The organism is Kribbella sp. CA-294648 (assembly GCF_050943845.1).
Lineage (GTDB): Bacteria > Actinomycetota > Actinomycetes > Propionibacteriales > Kribbellaceae > Kribbella.
Genome location: NZ_CP191981.1, coordinates 2,761,992 through 2,780,460, shown reverse-complemented (window position 1 = coordinate 2,780,460; position 18,469 = coordinate 2,761,992). Strand labels below are relative to the sequence as shown.

13 protein-coding genes and 1 tRNA gene are annotated in these 18,469 nt (G+C 67.6%); 5 read left to right on the top strand and 9 right to left on the bottom strand.

Annotation, left to right across the window (positions count from 1 at the left end; genetic code table 11):
* Genes ACQPYM_RS13425 through ACQPYM_RS13415 form a run of 3 tightly spaced genes read right to left on the bottom strand, consistent with a single transcriptional unit; the run spans nt 1 to nt 3,153 of the window.
* Nucleotides 1-756, bottom strand: a complete 756-nt coding sequence (locus ACQPYM_RS13425; RefSeq protein ID WP_433020105.1) for an SDR family oxidoreductase — start codon at nt 754-756, stop codon at nt 1-3.
* A complete protein-coding gene (locus ACQPYM_RS13420) occupies nt 756-1,976 on the bottom strand; it encodes an acetyl-CoA C-acetyltransferase (RefSeq protein WP_433020102.1) in 1,221 nt (406 codons plus the stop codon). The genes ACQPYM_RS13425 and ACQPYM_RS13420 overlap by 1 nt, the downstream gene beginning before the upstream one ends.
* 31 nt (nt 1,977-2,007) lie before the next feature.
* The gene (locus tag ACQPYM_RS13415) at nt 2,008-3,153 is read right to left on the bottom strand and encodes an acyl-CoA dehydrogenase family protein (RefSeq protein WP_433020099.1); all 1,146 of its coding nucleotides are present in this window, start codon (nt 3,151-3,153) and stop codon (nt 2,008-2,010) included.
* A 72-nt stretch (nt 3,154-3,225) separates the two neighbouring features.
* Between ACQPYM_RS13415 and ACQPYM_RS13410 the strand changes: the two genes are divergently transcribed.
* Complete coding sequence (locus ACQPYM_RS13410) at nt 3,226-3,828, top strand: TetR/AcrR family transcriptional regulator (protein WP_433020096.1); 603 nt, start codon at nt 3,226-3,228, stop codon at nt 3,826-3,828.
* An 86-nt stretch (nt 3,829-3,914) separates the two neighbouring features.
* Here the strand turns inward: ACQPYM_RS13410 and ACQPYM_RS13405 are convergent, their stop codons facing one another.
* Nucleotides 3,915-4,469, bottom strand: coding sequence for a YceI family protein (locus ACQPYM_RS13405; protein ID WP_433020093.1), 555 nt, complete (start codon nt 4,467-4,469; stop codon nt 3,915-3,917).
* A 140-nt stretch (nt 4,470-4,609) separates the two neighbouring features.
* On the opposite strand from ACQPYM_RS13405, the gene ACQPYM_RS13400 reads away from it, so the two are divergent.
* A complete protein-coding gene (locus ACQPYM_RS13400; RefSeq protein ID WP_360282542.1) occupies nt 4,610-5,068 on the top strand; it encodes a MarR family winged helix-turn-helix transcriptional regulator in 459 nt (152 codons plus the stop codon).
* Nucleotides 5,065-5,730 carry an SGNH/GDSL hydrolase family protein gene (locus tag ACQPYM_RS13395; RefSeq protein WP_433023265.1) on the top strand — a complete coding sequence of 222 codons (666 nt, stop codon included), beginning with the start codon at nt 5,065-5,067 and terminating at the stop codon, nt 5,728-5,730. The genes ACQPYM_RS13400 and ACQPYM_RS13395 overlap by 4 nt, the downstream gene beginning before the upstream one ends.
* Before the next feature lie 126 nt (nt 5,731-5,856).
* On the opposite strand, the gene ettA is transcribed toward ACQPYM_RS13395, so the two are convergent.
* The 5 genes from ettA to ACQPYM_RS13370 form a co-directional block, all read right to left on the bottom strand.
* The gene (ettA, locus tag ACQPYM_RS13390; protein ID WP_433020090.1) at nt 5,857-7,539 is read right to left on the bottom strand and encodes an energy-dependent translational throttle protein EttA; all 1,683 of its coding nucleotides are present in this window, start codon (nt 7,537-7,539) and stop codon (nt 5,857-5,859) included.
* Between the two features lie 637 nt (nt 7,540-8,176).
* Nucleotides 8,177-8,719: a single-stranded DNA-binding protein gene (locus ACQPYM_RS13385; protein WP_433020087.1), complete on the bottom strand. Its 543-nt coding sequence runs from the start codon at nt 8,717-8,719 to the stop codon at nt 8,177-8,179.
* Between the two features lie 180 nt (nt 8,720-8,899).
* Nucleotides 8,900-10,570, bottom strand: a complete 1,671-nt coding sequence (locus ACQPYM_RS13380) for a GTPase (RefSeq protein WP_433020084.1) — start codon at nt 10,568-10,570, stop codon at nt 8,900-8,902.
* Nucleotides 10,567-14,310, bottom strand: a complete 3,744-nt coding sequence (locus tag ACQPYM_RS13375; RefSeq protein WP_433020081.1) for a dynamin family protein — start codon at nt 14,308-14,310, stop codon at nt 10,567-10,569. The genes ACQPYM_RS13380 and ACQPYM_RS13375 overlap by 4 nt, the downstream gene beginning before the upstream one ends.
* Nucleotides 14,311-14,400: 90 nt before the next feature.
* Complete coding sequence (locus ACQPYM_RS13370) at nt 14,401-16,074, bottom strand: PrsW family glutamic-type intramembrane protease (RefSeq protein WP_433020078.1); 1,674 nt, start codon at nt 16,072-16,074, stop codon at nt 14,401-14,403.
* 216 nt (nt 16,075-16,290) lie between these two features.
* Between ACQPYM_RS13370 and ACQPYM_RS13365 the strand changes: the two genes are divergently transcribed.
* Nucleotides 16,291-16,367 (top strand) — tRNA-Arg (locus ACQPYM_RS13365).
* A gap of 644 nt (nt 16,368-17,011) precedes the next feature.
* On the top strand, nt 17,012-18,271 hold the full coding sequence (locus tag ACQPYM_RS13360; protein ID WP_433020076.1) for a pentapeptide repeat-containing protein: 1,260 nt from the start codon (nt 17,012-17,014) through the stop codon (nt 18,269-18,271).
* The last annotated feature ends 198 nt before the right edge of the window (nt 18,272-18,469 follow it).

Here is an 18,469-nt window from a genome sequence, read left to right as displayed (position 1 = left end):
CTAGCCGACGATGCCGCCGTTGAGGGTCAGGCCGCCGTCGATGGTGATGGTCTGGCCGGTGATCCAGGAGGCTTCGTCGGAGAGCAGGAACCAGACGAGGGACGCGACGTCCTCGGGGCGGCCCAGCCGCTTCAGCGGGTACGACGCCGCGACCTTGTCCTCGCGGCCTTCGTAGAGGGCGCCGGCGAACTTGGTCTTCACCACCGCGGGTGCGACCGCGTTGACCCGGATCGCCGGTGCCAGCTCCACTGCCAGTTCGGCCGTGACGCGGGACAGCATCGCCTTGGTGGCGCCGTACCAGCCGATGCCGGGCGACGGCGACAGCCCTGCCACCGAGGACACGTTGACCACGGAACCGCCGTGCGCCCGCATCCAGGCATCGCTGCAGGCCTTGACCCACGCGATGGTCGCCAGCACGTTCGTGTCGACCATCTTGGCGGCTACCGCGCTGTCGACGTCCAGCAGCGAGCCGTAGATCGGGTTGATGCCAGTGTTGTTCACCAGCAGGTCCACCGACCCGTACGTCGCCACTGCCGCGGCCACAACGCTTGCACGGTGCTCGCCGTCGGCAGCGTTGCCTGCAACGGCCATGGCGTTGTCACGGCCGCCCAGGTCGGCTACTGCCTCGTCGAGCGCGTCCTGCTTGCGTCCGGTGATCACTACGTGAGCACCGTCGGCCACCAGCCGCTTGGCGATCGCCAGGCCGATGCCGCGGGAGGCACCGGTGACGATCGCCGTCTTGTCCTTGAGCGTCATCAGCTGAGGCGTTCCAGGATGACGGCCATACCCTGGCCGCCGCCGACGCACATCGTCTCGAGGCCGAACTGCTTGTCCTCGAACTGCAGACCGTTGACCAGGGTGGTCATGATCCGCGCGCCGGTCGAGCCGAACGGATGGCCGAGCGCGATCGCGCCGCCGTGCACGTTCAGCCGGTCCTCGTCGATGCCGAGCTCGCGGGCCGAGCCGATCACCTGGACCGCGAAGGCCTCGTTGATCTCGACCAGGTCGATGTCACCGATGCTCATCCCCGCCCGGGCGAGCGCCTGCTTGGTCGCGTCGACAGGGCCGAGCCCCATGATCTCGGGCGACAGGCCGCTGACGCCGGTGGAGACGATCCGCGCCAGCGGGGTCAGGCCGAGCTCACGGGCCTTGGTGTCGCTCATGATGACGACCGCGGCCGCGCCGTCGTTCAGCGGGCAGCAGTTGCCGGCCGTGACCGTCCCGTCGGGACGGAACACCGGCTGCAGCTGGCTGACCTTCTCCAGCGTCGTACCGGCACGGGGGCCGTCGTCCTTGCTCACGACGGTGCCGTCGGGCAGCGTCACCGGGGTGATCTCGCGCCCGAAGAAGCCGTTGTTGATGGCCTTCTCGGCAAGATTCTGCGAGCGGACGCCGAACGCGTCCTGGTCCGCGCGGGAGATGCCCTTCAGCGTCGCGACATTCTCGGCGGTCTGGCCCATCGAGATGTAGACGTCCGGGATCAGGCCGTCCTCGCGCGGGTCGTGCCAGGTCTCGTTGGTCTCGGCGTACTTCTCGGTCCGCTGCACCGCGTCGGCGAAGACCTCGTTGAACGAGCTCGGGTCACCGACCCCGGCCGACCCGAAGTTCTTGTACCGCGAGACGCACTCGACCCCCGCGCTGACGAAGATGTCGCCCTCACCGGCCTTGATCGCGTGGAACGCCATCCGCGCGGTCTGGGTGGACGACGCGCAGAACCGGTTGATCGTGGTGGCGGCCGTGCTGTCCCAGCCCAGCTGGACGGCGACCCGGCGGGCCATGTTGCCGCCGTGCTCGTCGTGCGGCTCGGCGCAGCCGAGCATCAGGTCCTCGATCTGGTCCCCGGTCAGGCCGGCCTTGCCGACCGCCGCCTGGATCATCTGCACGGCCAGGTCGTCCGGCCGGATGTCCTTCAGCGAACCCTTGTGGGCCCGGCCGATCGGCGACCGCGCGGTGGAGACGATGACTGCTTCAGGCATATCCGCCATTCCCTTTCAGAGCTTGGGCTGTCTACAGGCCCAGATCGCGGCCGATGAGTTCCTTCATGATCTCGTTCGAACCGGCCCAGATCTTCGTCACCCGGGCATCGCGCCAGGCGCGGGCGACCCGGTACTCGTTCATGTAGCCGTAGCCGCCGTGCAACTGGACACACGCGTCCAGGATCTCGTTCTGTACCTGTGCACTCCACCACTTCGCCTTCGCCGCGTCCACGGCGGAGAGCCGTTCCTCGCCGTGCGCGACGACCGCGTTGTCGATGTAGGCCTGGGTCACCTCGGCCTTGGTGACGAGTTCGGCCACCAGGAACTTGTTGTACTGGAAGGACCCGACCGGCTGGCCGAACGCCTTGCGCTGCTTCACGTAATCGATCGTCTCGTCCAGGATCTGGGTCGCGTGCGCGATGTTGCACACCGCGGCGCCGATCCGCTCCTGGGCCAGCCGCTCCATCATGTGGATGAAACCGCGGTCGACCTCGCCGAGCACGTTCTCGTCCGGTACGAAGACGTCCTCGAAGAACAGCTCCGACGTCCCGGACTCGGTCTGGCCGACCTTGTCCAGCTTGCGGCCGCGGGCAAAGCCCTCCATGCCCTCCTCGATCGCGAACAGCGTGATGCCCTTCGCTCCCTTGGCGGGATCGGTGCGGGCCGCGGTGATGACGAGGTCGGCCATGTCGCCGTTGGTGATGAAGGTCTTCGACCCGTTCACCACCCAGCCGCCGTCGGCCTTCTTCGCGGTCGTCTTCAGCGCGGCCAGGTCGGACCCGCCGGACGGCTCGGTCATCCCGATCGCGGCGATCAGCTCGCCGGAGCAGAACTTCGGCAGCCAGCGCTGCTTCTGCTCCTCGGTGCCCAGGTCCACCAGGTACGGCGCGGAACAGTCGTAGTGGATGCCGAAACAGCTCGACAGCGAGGCGGACACCTTGGAGACCTCTTCGGCGAACACGGCGTTGAACCGGTAGTCACCGACACTCGAACCGCCGTACTCCTCCGGTACGTCGAGGCCGAGGAAGCCCTGCTTGCCGGCCTCCAGCCAAGCGGCCCGGTCGATCGTCTTCTCCTCGAGGAACTGCTCCATCCGCGGCACCAGCGAGCGGTCGCAGTACTCCTTCGCACTGGCCCGGAAGGCATGGTGGTCCTCGTTGAAGATGATCCGTTCCATCGCTGTCCTCCCGTGGCACGACTGGTTGCTAAGCGCTTGCTTAGCTTGGCGAATCTAGGGCATTGTGTCAACGTGTCCGCAGTCACCAGCCCCCTCGCGTGGGCGCATGTCCAGCCCGCCGCCGCCCGCCGGCTGCTCACCGGCGCCATCGACGCCTTCGCCGAACGGGGCTTCCAGGCGACCACCACCCGGGACATCGCCTCCCGGGCCGGCATGTCCCCGGCCGCGCTCTACGTGCACTACCCCTCGAAGGAACGGCTCCTCTTCGAGATCAGCCTCTACGGCCACCGCGCCGCCCTGGAGATCCTGACCGAAGCCAACGAGGGCGGCTCCCCATCGGACCGGCTCCGCGCGATGGTCTCCGCCTTCACCGCCTGGCACGCCGAACACCACACGATCGCGCGCGTCGTCCAGTACGAACTGGCCGCCCTCAGCCCGGAACACTTCGCCGAGGTCGCCACGATCCGCCGCGCCATCTCAGCCGTGGTCGAGAAGACCCTGACCGACGGCGTAACGGACGGCACCTTCACCGTCGACGACCTGCCAGGCACGACAATCGCAGTACTGTCCCTGGCCGTCGACGTGGCTCGTTGGTACGACCCTCTTCGGCACGCAACTCCTCAAGCACTGGGTGCGCTGTACGCCGACCTGGCGCTTCGCATGGTCCAGTCCTGACAGGCCGAACGGCCGGCCCCTGACACGTCGAACGGCCCGGATCCTCTCGGAGGAGCCGGGCCGTCGCGCTTGCTGCGCTGTGGGGGTCAGGCCTGCAGGGCGGCCTGGACGTCGAGGTGGATCTCGACCTTGTCGCCGATCAGGAGCTTGCCACCCTCGAGCGGCACGTTGAAGTCGATGCCCCAGTCCTTGCGGCTGATCGAGGCCGACGCCTCGAAGCCGATGATGGTCTGGCCGTAGGCGTTCTGGTCGACACCGAGGAACTCGACGGCGAACTCGATCGGCTTCGTCACGTCCTTGATGGTCAGGTCGCCGGCCAGGATGTAGGCGTCACCCTCGGACTTGAGGGCGGTGCTGGCGAACGTCATCTTCGGGCTGTTCTCGGCGTCGAAGAAGTCGCCGGAGCGCAGGTGACCGTCGCGCTGCTCGTTCCGGGTGTGCACGGAGGCCAGCTCGACAGTGACGGCGGCGGTCGACTCCTCGAGGGAGTCCTTCACGACGATCTCGCCGGCGAACTCCTGGAAGGTGCCGCGGACCTTGGTCATCAGGTGGCGGACGGTGAAGCCGATCTCGGTGTGCGCCGTGTCGATGGCGTAGGTGCCGGAGACGAGGCCGGGGATCGTGGTGGTGGCGGTGCTCATGGGGGTCCTCTCGAACGGGAAACCAGTAGGGGGCGTCGCTGTCACTGGGGAGTGTTGTTAAAATTTCAACCGATGACCACGACACTAGGGAAGAACAGTTTAAAAGTCAACTACATTCCCGGTACACTGTTCCCGTGACGATGATGACTGGGACCCGGTGGCTTGACTCCGAGCAGCAGGTGGCGTGGCGCGCGTACCTGCTGGGCACTGCGCGCCTGATGGCCAAGCTCGACGACGACCTTCGGCAGTTCGGCCTGGGCATCAACGACTACGAGATCCTCGTCCGGCTCTCCGAGGCGCCGGAGCGCCGGCTCCGGATGGCGGAACTCGCCGACCGCCTGCACCAGAGCCGCTCCCGCCTGACCCACACGGTCGGCCGCCTCGAGGCCGCCGAGCTGGTCCGGCGTACCTCCTGCAAGAGCGACAAGCGCGGAGTCTGGGCCGAGCTCACCGACGCCGGTTTCGCCCTGCTGGAGCAGGCAGCGCCGTACCACGTGGAGGGCGTCCGGGAGAACCTGGTCGACCTGGCCTCCCCCGAGGACTTCGCCGCCATCGGGCGGGTCTTCGACGCCGTCTCCGAACACATCGGTCAGCGCTGAGAGTCGATCCCGGCTTCCCCGCGGGTGCTGTTGTCGTCTTCCAGGGCGACTCGATCACCCACGGGGGCCGCGGCCCCACCGAGGACCCGAACCACATCCTCGGCCACTCCTATCCGTTCCTGATCGCGTCATCAGCCGCCGCCGACTGGCCCGAACAGAACTGGCAGTTCCTCAACCGCGGCTCCAGCGGCGACACCATCACAAATGTCGCCGCCCGCTGGCAACAGGATGCCCTCGACCTACGCCCCGACGTCCTCAGCATCCTCGTCGGGATCAACGACGTCGCCAACGTCCTGGACGGCAAGTCGGCTGACACCAAAGGCACCGCCTTCGAAGCGGAGTACAGGTCACTGCTCGACCGCACCCGTAGTGCGCTCCCGGACGTCCGCCTGGTCCTCGGCGAGCCGTTCTATCTGCCGACCAGCCCAGATCCTGGGCTGCGCGAGGCTTGGACTGCTCAGGTCGCGGTTCATGCGCTGGTGGTGCGCCACCTCGCTGACACTTTCGGCGCGACCTTCGTGCCCTATCAGCGCGCTCTGGACGACGCCGTCACCCGGGCACCAGCCGCTCATTGGGTCTGGGACGGCATCCACCCGACCTACGCCGGCCAACGGATCCTCGCCGACGCCTGGATTCTTGCGGTCACCTCACGGGCGCACTGAGCTCCAGCAGCACCTCATCGCGACCGGGACCTCGGTCGGCAAGCATCGAGTCGCGCAGCTGCCGCCGACGCAACAGGCCCCGACAGGAAGTTCTGTCGAGGCCTGCTGGACTGCTGGTGTTCTGGGTCAGTCGCGGGTGAGCTTGCGGTAGGTGACCCGGTGCGGGCGGGCCGCTTCGGCGCCTAGACGCTCGATCTTGTTGGCTTCGTACGAGGCGAAGTTGCCCTCGAACCAGAACCACTTGGACGGGTCCTCGTCGGTACCCTCCCAGGCCAGGATGTGGGTCGCGACGCGGTCGAGGAACCACCGGTCGTGGGAGATCACCACGGCACAGCCGGGGAACTCCAGCAACGCGTCCTCGAGCGACTGCAGCGTCTCGACGTCCAGGTCGTTGGTCGGCTCGTCGAGGAGCAGCAGGTTGCCGCCCATCTTCAGCGTCAGGGCCAGGTTCAGCCGGTTCCGCTCACCGCCGGACAGTACGCCGGTCGGCTTCTGCTGGTCGGGCCCTTTGAACCCGAACGACGCGACGTACGCCCGGCTCGGCATCTCGAAGTTCGCGACCTTGATGTAGTCGAGCTCGTCGGAGACCATCTGCCAGACCGTTTTCTTCGGGTCCAGGCCGCCACGCGACTGGTCGACGTACGAGATCCGGACCGTCTCACCGAGCTTCAGGCTGCCTTGGTCCGGGACCTCTTCGCCGACGATCATCCGGAACAGCGTCGACTTGCCGACACCGTTCGGGCCGACGACGCCGACGATGCCGGCCCGGGGCAGCGAGAAGCTCAGCCCGTCGATCAGCTTGCGGTCGCCGAAGCCCTTCTCCAGCTTGCTGACCTCGAGCACGGTGCTGCCCAGCCGCGGACCCGGCGGGATGTTGATCTCGTCGATGTCGAGCTTCTTCGACCGCTCGGCCTCGGCCGCGAGCTCCTCGTACCGGGCCAGGCGGGACTTGCTCTTGGTCTGCCGGGCTTTCGGGTTCGACCGGACCCACTCGAGCTCGCGCTCCAGGATCTTCGCCCGCTTGGCGTCCTTCTGTCCTTCGACCACAAGCCGCTGCTGCTTGGTCTCCAGGTACTTCGAGTAGTTGCCCTCGTACCCGTAGGTCTTGCCGCGGTCCATTTCCAGGATCCACTCGGCGACGTTGTCCAGGAAGTACCGGTCGTGGGTGATCGCCAGGACGGCGCCCGGATACTTCTGCAGGTGCTGCTCCAGCCAGAGCACCGACTCGGCGTCCAGGTGGTTGGTGGGCTCGTCGAGCAGCAGCAGGTCGGGCTGCTGCAGCAGCAGCTTGCACAACGCGACCCGGCGACGCTCGCCACCGGACAGCTTGTCCACGATCGCGTCGGCCGGCGGGCAGCGCAGCGCGTCCATCGCCTGCTCGAGCTGAGCGTCGACATCCCACGCGTTGCGGTGGTCGAGCTCGGTCTGCAGGTCGCCCATCTCGGTGAGCAGCGTGTCGTAGTCCGCGTCCGGATCGGCCAGTTCGGCAGAGATCTCGTTGAAGCGGTCCAGCTTCTTCTTGGTGTCGCCGACCCCTTCCTCGACGTTCTCCAGGACAGTCTTGCCTTCGGTCAACGGCGGCTCCTGCAGCAGGATCCCCACCGTCGCGTCCTCGGCCAGCCGCCCCTCACCGTTGTTGGGGTGGTCCAGCCCCGCCATGATCTTGAACAACGAGGACTTGCCGGTACCGTTCGGCCCGACGACGCCGATCTTCGCGCCGGTCAGAAAGTTCAGGGTGACGTCGTCGAGAACGACCTTGTCACCATGCGCCTTCCGCACATTGCGCAGCGTGTAGATGAATTCCGCCATACCCCGAGCCTATGCGCTACCCCCCACCGCCACCCAACCGAGCCTTCACCACCGCGGCCTGCCAGCCACCAGCCACGCTCCAGAACACCTTCACCGGCGGGTGAACCAGACGTCGCGCTTCCTACAGGCGATGCCAGGCCCCTCCTCCACCGTTGCTACCAAACAGCTCGGTCGGCCAGCACGACCGAGCAGACGCGTGGCAGCACGGCGGGCCGACGAGGTCGACCCGCGCGGATGACTGGCACGGTTGACCGGCACGACTGAGCAGACGCGTGGCAGCACGGCCGACCGACGAGATCGACCCACGCGGCTGACCGACACAGTCGACCGGCACGACCGAGCAGACCCTTGCCAGCACGGCCCTCCGAAGAGCTCGACCCACGCCGCTGACCGGCACGGCTGAGCAGATGCTTGGCAGCACGGCTGGGCGACGAGGTTGACCCGCGCGGTTGACGGGCACGGTTTGGTCGGCTGGCTGAGAGCAGCGCAGCCGGCCGCACGCACGGTTGACCGGCACGACCGAGCAGCGCGTGGACCAGCGCGGGTAACGGTTCGGCGCCGGGTTGGGCGCCGCGTGTGAGCGACCTCGTGGGTCCGGGTGGTGTGGTGGAGGCGGGTGGGTTCGCCGGCGGTGCGACTAGGCGGCCTCGTGCGTTTCGGTGGAGTCGGCGGTCGGAGGATGGTGACCGCCTCGGAAGTTGAGTGGCTCCTGGTCGATGGGACCGTCGTGCTGAGCCGAGGAGGCGCTGCTCTGGTCCAGGAAGTCCCTGTCCTGGCTCGAAGTTGCGGCGCCGTCGGAGGCAGCGAGGCGGGCCGGCGCTTTGGTGAAGGTCGCGGTTCCCCGGGAGAGGTCGTGACCGACGGCGGCGGCTTCGATGAACAGGCGGGATCGCGGGTTGCCGGCCTCGTCCTGCCACTCCGTCGTACGGAAGCGGCCGGTGACCACGATCGGCTGGCCACGCTCCATCGAATCGCGCACGTTCGTGGCGAGGTTGCGCCAGCACTCGACGGTGAACCAGTTCGTCGGGCGATCGGTCCAGCCACCGCTGGCCCGATCGAACTGCCGGGGCGTGGTGGCCAGCCGGAACGAGCAGACCGTCACGCCGTCGGAGACCTCCTTGAACCTGATGTCGCTGCCGATCCAGCCCTGCACGGCCACCGTGGTTTCGCCGATGCTCATGTCAGCTTCCTTTCGTCGCATCGCAAAGTTGTCCTGTCACCAGAGAAGATGCCCGTCTCCCGGTCGTTTCCGGCGGCGACTTCGCAGCCTGTGGACAACCCCGCGCCAACCGCAAGGAAGCACAGCAAGAAGCACAGAAGGCCTGCCAGCAATCTGGCAGGCCTTCTACAAGTGGATCGGTCAGCCGCGGGCGACGGCCAGCTTGTCGCGGCAGGTCGTGTAGGCGTCGAGCTCCTCGCGAGCCGGAGCTATGACGTGGCTTTCCGCGACCTTCTCCAGCTCGGCGCGCAACGACTTCGCCACGAGACGCGCACGGCGGTTGGCACCGGTCGCGGCGAAGATACGACAAGCCACGGAGACCGCAAGGCCCAGCGCAGCACCGCCGACCAACATGATCGTCGCGTACGGAATGCCCTCCCACTTCGGCAACGTCAGGTCCTGGATCTGCAGGAAGCCGGCCACCACAAGCCAGACCGCTCCACCCAGCGCCATCAGGAACAGCAGCCACTGAAGGAACCGCGCAACACCCCACCATCCCGGGGTGGTGCTGGCGCCCAGATCAGTACGCGCGATCGCCTGGTCCAACTCGTCCCCGAGCGACTCCTCGCGCCGACGGATCGCAGTACGAACAGAATCTGCCCAAGGTCGGGACAAGCCAGCTGCTGCCTTGTTGGTGATGTTGCGAACGGCCGTGTCCATCCGCGCCCGCTGCACAGGTGTTGCCACAGGCAACGATGAGCGAGCGATCGACACCTCGGTGGAGGCGGACTTCCGCAACGCCTTGCTCTGCTGACGAGGCATCTGGTCAAGGTGCAGGCGCCGCAGCGGATCCGGCCGGAACCGCGACAGCCACTTCGTCACCGGCCAGCCCGTCGCAGCCGTCGCACGCTGCAGATACGACCGCCGAACAGCCTCCACCACCACCGGTACGCCGCTGGCCTCCGCCAGCGCGTCGACAAGTTCGGTGATATCCGACTTCGCGAGCTGCGGCGTCTTGGCATTGCCACACTGGCTCGCCATCCGGTCGGCGACGCGATCCACGTCCGCGGCGAGCCGCTCGCGAGCAGCACGCTTCGCGTTGACCCGCTTGACCAGCAACGCCCGCAGGTCGTCCAGGCCGGCACCGTCAACGGCAGACGTCGCGACGATCTGCGGAGTCTTCAGACCGTCCGACTTGAGCAGGCGGGTCAGGTCGGCCAGGCAGCTCTTGCGCTGCTCCTCGGTCAGCTTGTCGGCGTGGTTCAGCGCGAACACCATCACCGACGAGTGCGACGCGAACGGCTTGATGTAGCGGTTGTGCAGCGCCGCGTCGGCGTACTTCTGCGGATCGACCACCCACACCAGGACGTCGACCAGCTCGACCAGCCGGTCCACGATCAGCCGGTGCTCCACCTCGGTGGAGTCGTGGTCGGGCAGGTCCAGCAGGACCAGTCCGTCCAGGTCCTCCGACTGCGCCTCTTCCAGCGAGCTGCGGTGCTGCACCTGGTGCCGGCGCGGGATGCCGAGCCAGTTCAGGAGTTCACCGGCCGGCTCCTCTCCCCAGACGCAGGCCAGCGGCATCGAGCTGGTCGGCCGTCGCGTACCGATCGCGGCCAGGTCCAGCCCGGTCAGCGAGTTGAACAGCGACGACTTGCCGGAACCGGTCGCCCCGGCCAGCGCCACCACAGTCAGGTCGCCGGACATCCTGAGCCGTTGACTGGCCCGGTCCACGATCTGCGAGGCCTCACTCAGGACCACCTGGTCCAGCCGTCCCCGGCCGGCCTCGGCAGCGTCCTCGAGTGCCTCGATCTTGGTCAGGACATCGGTGGAGCCCCTCACCAGGCCCTTGACCGTATCCACAATTCCCGTCACGTGCAGTCCTCCACCGCGCGCGCGGCCTCCGTCAGTTGCCTGGGTGCGTCGGGATCGACCGGATGCTGGTCGAGCACAGCCAGATAGCGGGCGAATTCGGCATCCATCAAGGCATGAACTCTAGCGTCAAGATCGTCCCGGGCCTTGGCAGCCAGCGTGCGAACCGCCTGATCTCCGAAGACGGCCTCCAGCAACTTCTGCCCGACCACGGCCGTTCCGGCGCCGACACCGACCTCCGCGCCGGTCGGGATCCCCGCAGTACTGGCGAAGATGACCACCATCAGAGCCAGGCCGAGGCCGTTCACGCCGTACGCCAGGATGCGCGCCGTACTGCGCTTGTCGGCGCCCTCCTCGCGAACCAGGTCGAGCACATAGCCCTGCCACTCGCGTACTGCGCGCGCTGCCTCAGCAGGGAACTCCTTGGACATCCTGCCCATGTCGCGGTCTCCCGCAGCGAGCAGCTGGCGTCCAGGAGCCGTCGACTGCCACGCCTCCTCGGCACGCTCTGCCGCTGCCTCTGCATGCTCGCGCAGCAACGACTCCAGGCCGGACTCGACCGCGTCCTTGAGGTCCCGGGTCGGCGCCGGCTTGCCGACGACCGCAGTACGGACCTTGTCGCGCAGGCGACCCACGTTGGTCTGCAGGCCCTTGAGCAGCTCGCCGGTTCCGACGAACTCCTGCCAGCGAGCAAGCACCTCGCCCCGCAGCATCGTGCCGTCCTGGGTCGCCAGGGCGATGTCCTTGACGGCCCGGTCGTACGCCGTTTCGGCTGTCGACCGCAGCTCCACAATGGTGTCGGCCTGCGCCCTGACCGCCTTGGCGAAGGCCGGCGTCTTCTTCGTCATTGCGGTGACCGCGCCCTGCAGGGTTCGCCTCACGACGGCCGAGCGCGCCTCGGAGTCGGCCGCCAGGTCGATCAGCCAGTCCTTGATCGAGGCAACGACTTCGCTGGCGAGCATGCCGTTGCTGTCGACAACTGTCTCCTTGATGGAGAACAGCGGCGAGTCGCCCAGCCCACGTTCGAGCAGCATCTGGGCCAGGTGGCCGGTGATGTCGTCGATGGTGTCGGCGGGAGCGCGGTCGAGCACCACGGCTACCGCCGTACTGCGGTCGGACGCGCTCTGGAGGAACTCCCACGGCACCGCATCGGCGTACCGGGCGGCAGTGGTGACGAACAGCCAGAGGTCTGCCGCGGCGAGCAGTTGAGTTGCGAGCTCGCGGTTCGCCTCGACGACGGAGTCGATGTCGGGGGCGTCGAGAATCGCCAGCCCCGGCGGAATGGTGTCGGCGGCAACCAAACGGATCTGTCCGGGATCCTCCGTCCCACCCGGACGGTCACCACTGGACCGCGCCATCCCCGGCAGCACCCGGTCGCCGACGAACCACTCGGCGTCGGCCGGGTGGTGGATCAGAACAGGTGAGCGAGTGGTCGGCCGCAGTACGCCGGGCTCGCTGACGACCTGACCGATCAGACTGTTGACGAGAGTCGACTTGCCGGCACCCGTGCTGCCACCGACGACCGCAAGCACCGGCGCCTCGAGCTGCACGAGCCGCGGCAGGATGTAGTCGTCCAGCTGATCCAGCATCGCCTTCTGCTGCTGGCGGGCCTCGTCAGCCCCAACCACATCAAGCGGCAACTGACTAGCCGCCAACGCACCACGCAACTTCATCAACGCGGTGATCAACGCCATCGCAGCCTGCTCAGTAGCCGCGTCCGCGACGGACTTCTCCGCCCCAGCCCCTACCGCACCAGAGCCGGCACCCGCCTCGGCGTCCGCACCGGCGTCGGCCTCAGCGTCCGCGTCCGCGTCCGCAACGGTGTCGGCATCGGCGTCCGCAACTGCGTCGGAGTCCTCGGCGCTGCTGCCAGCCGCGCCACCATGGGCCTCAGCCGGCAAGTCATCCTGCCCAGAACCGGTGTCACTACCGCCACTGGCCGCAGCTGCAGACTCACCAGCACCCGGCGAGTCGTCGCCGTCACCACCGAGAGCCGCAATCCCAGCAATAGCCGGTACTGGCATAGCAGAAGCGTCCTCCGCGTCCTGCCCGCCTGCCGCATCCTGCGCTGCAGCGTCGGCCCGCTCGTCCTCGGAGCTGGCCTCCTCGGCCGTGGCGTCCTCGGAGCTGGCGTTATCGGAGCTGGCGTCCTCGGAGCTGGCGTCCTCGGAGCTGGCGTCCTCGGAGCTGGCGTCCTCGGAGCTGGCGTCCTCGGCGCCGTTATCCCCGACGTTGGTGTCCTCGACGTTGGCGCTGGCGTCGTCGGCGTTGGAGTCCTCCGCGCGCAGCTCCTCCGTGTTGGAGTCCTCCGCGTTGGAGTCCCCGGCGGTCGCATCATCCTCGGTGTGCTCGGCCTCGGGGCTCGAGTCGTCCGGGACGTCCGCGGCAGGCGGGACCTCGGCATCGGAGTCCTCAGCGTTGGAGTCCTTAGCATTGCTGGCCTCTGCGTTGGTGGCCTCTGCGGTCGACTCGTCCTCGGCGTGCTCGGCCTCGGGGCCGGGATCGTCCGTGGCGTCCGTCGCAGGTGGGTCCTCGGCGTTGGCGGCGTTCGGGTCTGCCTCTGCAGCTACGTCAGTCGGGCTCGCAGGCGGCTTGGCGTTTGCGGGGTCTCCGTCCTCCGGGTCGGCGGGGTCCTCGGTCTTCGCGGCTTCGGCGTCGCCATCTGTTTCGTCGGCGGAAGCTGCGGGTCCGGCAGTCGTCGGGTCTGCGGTTGCCGGTTCTGCAGGCGTTGGGTCTGCGGTTGTTGCGTCGGCGTCGTCTTCTTGGTTCGCGGCTACCTCGGCCGCTACTGCGTCTGCCTCGGCTTCTGCGGCCCGGGTGAGGTCGACGGGCTCGCCGTCGTTCGCTCCCGGCTGCTTGGGCAGGCCGATGATGATCTCGCCGTACTCGAGTGGGAAGCCCTCAGCGGACTCCACCGGCTCGTACACGACTCCGACCTTGGGCCGTGACTCTTCCTCACGCATCCGAGCCTCGGTCCCAGTGGGCGCATCTCCGCCAGCCATCTCAGCAGCGGTCACCATCTCAGCGGACAGCTCACCACCCGCTGCACTCTCAGCAGCCTCAGGAGCCGACTCCTTGCCGGAGGGCTCCTTCGCTGTCGTCTCAGAGGCAGCCTCCGAAGACGCCTCTCCCGCCGTCTCAGCCGCGAAGGTCTCCTCATCAGAAGGCTTCCCATTCGCGGCCTCAGCTGCCGGGACCTCGTCGCCCGAGGACTCTTCTGCGGCTACTGCCTCATCCGAGGGCGACACCTCAGCCGCAACCGGCTTCTCAGCCGAGGAGTCACCTGTGGTCGCCCGCTCGTCGTCCGTCGCCGCACCAGTCACCCCAGCCGCCGACGACCCAGCCGGCTCAACAGCAGCGCTGGCATCAGTCGACTCGGCCGACTCACCTGACGCACTCGACCGCCCGACCTTCTCCTCCGTCGCCTCACCAGTCGACGCCGACGCACCAGCCGACTCCGGCGCAGCGGCCGACCCGGCAGGAGGCGCAGCGGCCGACCCGGTAGGCGTGACAGCGTCCGGCTCAACAGTCGGCGCAGCGGCGGGCATGGCAGGCGACTCAGCCGGGGGCTCGGCGGTCGTAGTACCGGCTGCTTTGCGCTTGCGGCGGCGCCAGAAGCCCTTGCCTTTGGCATCGGACTGGGCGATCAGCCGGGCCAGCTCGGAGACAGGCTGATCCTGGGCCGGAACCTTCGGCTGTCCCGAACGCTCCGAACCCTCACCAGCTGGCCTGGTGTCAGCCACGGCTACCGTCCACGAGCACAGAGTGCCCGTTCGGACAGCGCAGAAGCAAAGTCATCTTCATCCCCGTTTGGCGGCGTGGACGGGTGGCAGTCACTGCGACGGTGGATAGGGACCGTATCCTCCCGGCGTTCCGGGCGGTCCAGGGGGTCCCGGTGGGTAACCGGGCTGGCCCGCGGGGTAGCCGGGTTGCCCGGAGGGATACCCCGGCTGCGCCGGTGGATAACCCCCTTGGCCGGGCGGGTACCCACCCGCCCCCGCATCTCCCTGGTACTGCGGCCCGCCGTGCTGCACAGGCTGCCCAGCAGGCTGCCCGGACTGCCCCGGCTGGCCGTACTGCCGAGGCTCGTCCTGCGGCCTCCCATTCGGCCCCACGGGCGGCATCCCCTGCCCCGGCGCCACCTGACCCGGCGGCACCTGTCCCGGCGGAAGGCCCTGCGGCCCGCCGTACGGCGCACCGCCGTACTCCATCCCGCCGTAGTACTGCGCCCCCTGCGGCGCCCCCTGGTACTGCGGAACCGCCTGCGCGAACGCCGGCATCGGGGGGAACGGCACACTCGGGCGCCGGGCGCGGAGCTCGTCCAGCAGCCGCTTCTCGGTCGCGAGCGCTTCCGGGCCGATCACCTGGCGGACGATCTTGTCTCGCAGGTAGGCCAGTTCGGTCGCGTTCTGCTGGAACGCCTTGGCCGCCGTCTCCGCCTGGGAGCCGTACCGCTTGGCGTTCTGCCGGAGCGCTTTGCGGCCGCGCAGCGTCGCGATCAGCGGCACGTCCTGCGGAACCAGCCAGCCGAACCGCACGTAGTCGTAGAGCCGCGACGCGATCATCTGGCCTTCACGTGATCGCATCACCAGGGCGAAGACGACCATCGCGATGAAGATCGGCACCATCAGGAAGAGGTAGACGGTGATGAAGCCGCCGCCACCGGCCCAGCTCGCGCCGCCGTTCCACAGCCCGTGCGCGAGCACCGCGGCGAGGTAGCCGACGACCGGGGCGAGGAAGCGCACGATCGTACTGCGATGCCGGACCGCGATGCCGATCCCGATCGCGGTGAAGGACGTGAAGAGTGGATGCGCGAACGGTGAGATCAGCCCGCGGATCACGAACAGCATGAACGCGCCGCGCAGACCCTCGTCGCTGCCGACCTCCTCGGACAGCTGCCGGAAGATGCGGCCGTAGTACAGGATGTTCTCGGTGAAGGCGAAGCCGACGCCGACCATGCCGGCGTACACCAGGCTGTCGATGATGCCGTCGAACTCCTTGCGGCGCATCAGCGCCAGAATCAGGATGATCGCGCCTTTCGCGAACTCCTCCACCGGCGGCGCGACGAACACCGCTGACCGGGCACCGCCGCTGCCGGTCTCGTGCATCCACTCCGACACCGTGGTGTTGATGAAGATGGCCGCCAGGGTGGCGATGAACGCGCCCCAGCACAGGGCGACCAGGATGTACTTGGTCGGCTCCGGTTCGTAGCGGTCCAGCCACAGGTACAGGGCGATCACCGGGATCACCGGGATGAACGCGAAGCCCAGGCCCCACATGAACCCGCCCGCGCCGGTCGACTTCGCCACGATCGCGAAGATGCCCAGGCCGGCGATCGCGAAGGCGACCGCCACCACGACCCCGATCAGGATGCCCTGGTTCCGCCGCTGCCCGGGCACCGGATGAGCGCCGAGCACATTGGGCTGGGGATGCTGTGCGCCGGGCTCGCCGACGGCCGCCCTCGCCGGTTGCGGCGACTCGGGCGGGCCTCCTGAGGGGTAACTCATGCCCGCAGCCTAGTTGTAGAGCCCACACCTCGGCAGGACCGCCCACTCAGCGTTACCGGGATGGAACGACAACCCTGTACTTCGCAGTAGCCAGAGCCGCCCGTACGCCGTACCAGCCGCGCCCCGTACGCCGCGCCGGCCTCACGGGAGGAACCCACGAGCGTGATCGGCCTGCCATCTGAGAGACTCTGATCCTGCCGGGCCCACCCCGGCCGGGCGCCCGTAGCTCAGCTGGATAGAGCGTCGGACTTCTAATCCGTTGGTCGCAGGTTCGAATCCTGCCGGGCGCGCCAACCAAAACCGCAGGTCACGCGGGAGTTGGCCGGAAGAACACCCGCGGCGCTTCCCCTCGCGTGGGGCCATTCGTGGTGCGAAGTATAGTCAACTGACGGCACCTGGAGTTATCGCCAACTGCTCCAGCTCGTATTGGTCATGATCCGCGAGGACCTTGGCTCCACACGCCGGTGCTCGCCGGCCAGCGGCCGGCAGGGCCTCCCAGCTCACGGTCAGGGCGCGCAGAGCACAGGTGGCATCCCGTCACTCGGAGAGGTGATCGCCACCTCGACTTGCACCGTGCCGGCCACGTGTCCGGCAAGCCACCCTCTCGTCACGGTGATAACGATGAATCACACCACATGGCCGACCGGGTGTGTCAGGCGTGAATCCGGGCCGCAAGCAAACCGTCTCCGGTGATAAGGCTGGTTATCACCGGCCCTTTCTGAGCAAGTCGCTTCGGCCAGGCGCCTTCCCCGGCCACGTTGCGTCCGATCTACTACTTGCCTCGTCTAACGCATCACGACCCATGTCGTGATGCGGACGAGCGTTGGGGCGGAGGGGACGCACTGTGACGAATCGTAAGAACGGCCGGGGACAGGAACATCGGTCGGTGGTCTTAGCTGGCGGGCGACGGGGAGACCGCCACTGGACCGGTGCACTGGTGCAACGGCCGGACGGTGCCGATGGGTTGTCCCGCGCGACGATGCGGATCAGCGTGGGGCTGTTCATCGGCGCTGCTGTGGCGTGGATGGTCGTGTCGGGGCTCCTGTCGCGGAGGTGGCCATGGGAGTTGTACGGCGATAAGGCGTCCCAGTCCGAGGTGCTGAAGCTGGCGCTCGGCCTGGTCGCGGCTGGTGGTGCTGCGGTCGCCTTGGTGGTGAATTACCGTCGCCAGCAGCACCTGGAACGCGACGACGCCGGCCGACGGGATGAGGTCCGGCTGTTCACCGAGCGGTTCGGCGCCGCCGCCGCCCAGCTCGGCGGTGCCCGTCCCGCCGTCCGGCTTGCCGGGGTGTACGCCATGGCGGCCCTAGCCGACGAGTGGGACACCCAACGGCAACAGTGCATCGACGTGCTCTGCGGCTACCTTCGCCTGCCCTACGCAGGAGAGCCCCCGCCAGGACACCCCGAGATGGTGGTCGAACAGCGTCAGTACGCCGGTGGCACAATCCAACGCACCGAGACCACCACCCATCAGGCCGGAGAGATTCAGGTCCGTCGCGCCATCGTGGACACCATCCGCCAGCACCTCCAGCCAACTGCTCAACCCAGCTGGAGCAATCTCAACTTTGACTTCAATGGCGCGATCCTGATCGATGCCTCATTTAGAGGAGCGCGGTTCGCCGGCGAGCGCACGTCGTTCGACAGGACGACCTTCTCCGGCAACACCACGTCGTTTGCCGGGGCAACCTTCTCCGGCGGGAACACGTCGTTCCACGAGGCGATGTTCTCCGCCGAGGTCACGTGGTTCGACGGTGCGACCTTCTCCGCCGAGATCACATGGTTTGGCGGTGCGACCTTCTCCGCCGAGATCACGCGGTTCAACGAGGCGACCTTCTCCGGCAAGATCACATGGTTCAACGAGGCGACCTTCTCCGGCAAGACCACGTCGTTCGACGAGGCGACCTTCTCCGGCAAGACCACGTCGTTCGACAGGGTGACCTTCTCCGGCAAGACCACGTCGTTCAACGAGGCGACCTTCTCCGGCAAGACCACGTCGTTCGACAGGGCGACCTTCTCCGGCAAGACCACGTCGTTCAACGAGGCGACCTTCTCCGGCAACACCGCGTCGTTCAACGAGGCGACCTTCTCCAATGTTGACGCACTACGCGAGGCCCGAATCAGCGCCCAACACGTTATTTGGGGCCCTGTCCCGCCCCGGAGCTCATGGCCACCCGGAACACCTCCCGAAAGCAGCTAGCCCATTAGCAACCGGTGAGAGCAGTCGTTATCACCGGGTAGTTCGGCTGTCGGGAATCGAACCGATGACCTTCTCATTACGAGGAAGACCTACACCGTCGCATTCGCTCTCTACGAGCGCTTTCGGCAACACGGTGTCCGCATCAGGCACGAGATTCCCCATGGGTATCGACGATTTCGTGCCACGAGTAGTGCCACG

What these genes read in the sequence shown, in the direction of transcription:
- ACQPYM_RS13425 (WP_433020105.1), bottom strand. Translation starts at nt 756, where the DNA reads ATGACGCTCAAGGACAAGACGGCGATCGTCACCGGTGCCTCCCGCGGC.
- ACQPYM_RS13420 (WP_433020102.1), bottom strand. Translation starts at nt 1,976, where the DNA reads ATGCCTGAAGCAGTCATCGTCTCCACCGCGCGGTCGCCGATCGGCCGG.
- ACQPYM_RS13415 (WP_433020099.1), bottom strand. Translation starts at nt 3,153, where the DNA reads ATGGAACGGATCATCTTCAACGAGGACCACCATGCCTTCCGGGCCAGT.
- ACQPYM_RS13405 (WP_433020093.1), bottom strand. Translation starts at nt 4,469, where the DNA reads ATGAGCACCGCCACCACCACGATCCCCGGCCTCGTCTCCGGCACCTAC.
- ACQPYM_RS13400 (WP_360282542.1), top strand. Translation starts at nt 4,610, where the DNA reads ATGATGACTGGGACCCGGTGGCTTGACTCCGAGCAGCAGGTGGCGTGG.
- ettA (WP_433020090.1), bottom strand. Translation starts at nt 7,539, where the DNA reads ATGGCGGAATTCATCTACACGCTGCGCAATGTGCGGAAGGCGCATGGT.
- ACQPYM_RS13385 (WP_433020087.1), bottom strand. Translation starts at nt 8,719, where the DNA reads ATGAGCATCGGCGAAACCACGGTGGCCGTGCAGGGCTGGATCGGCAGC.
- ACQPYM_RS13370 (WP_433020078.1), bottom strand. Translation starts at nt 16,074, where the DNA reads ATGAGTTACCCCTCAGGAGGCCCGCCCGAGTCGCCGCAACCGGCGAGG.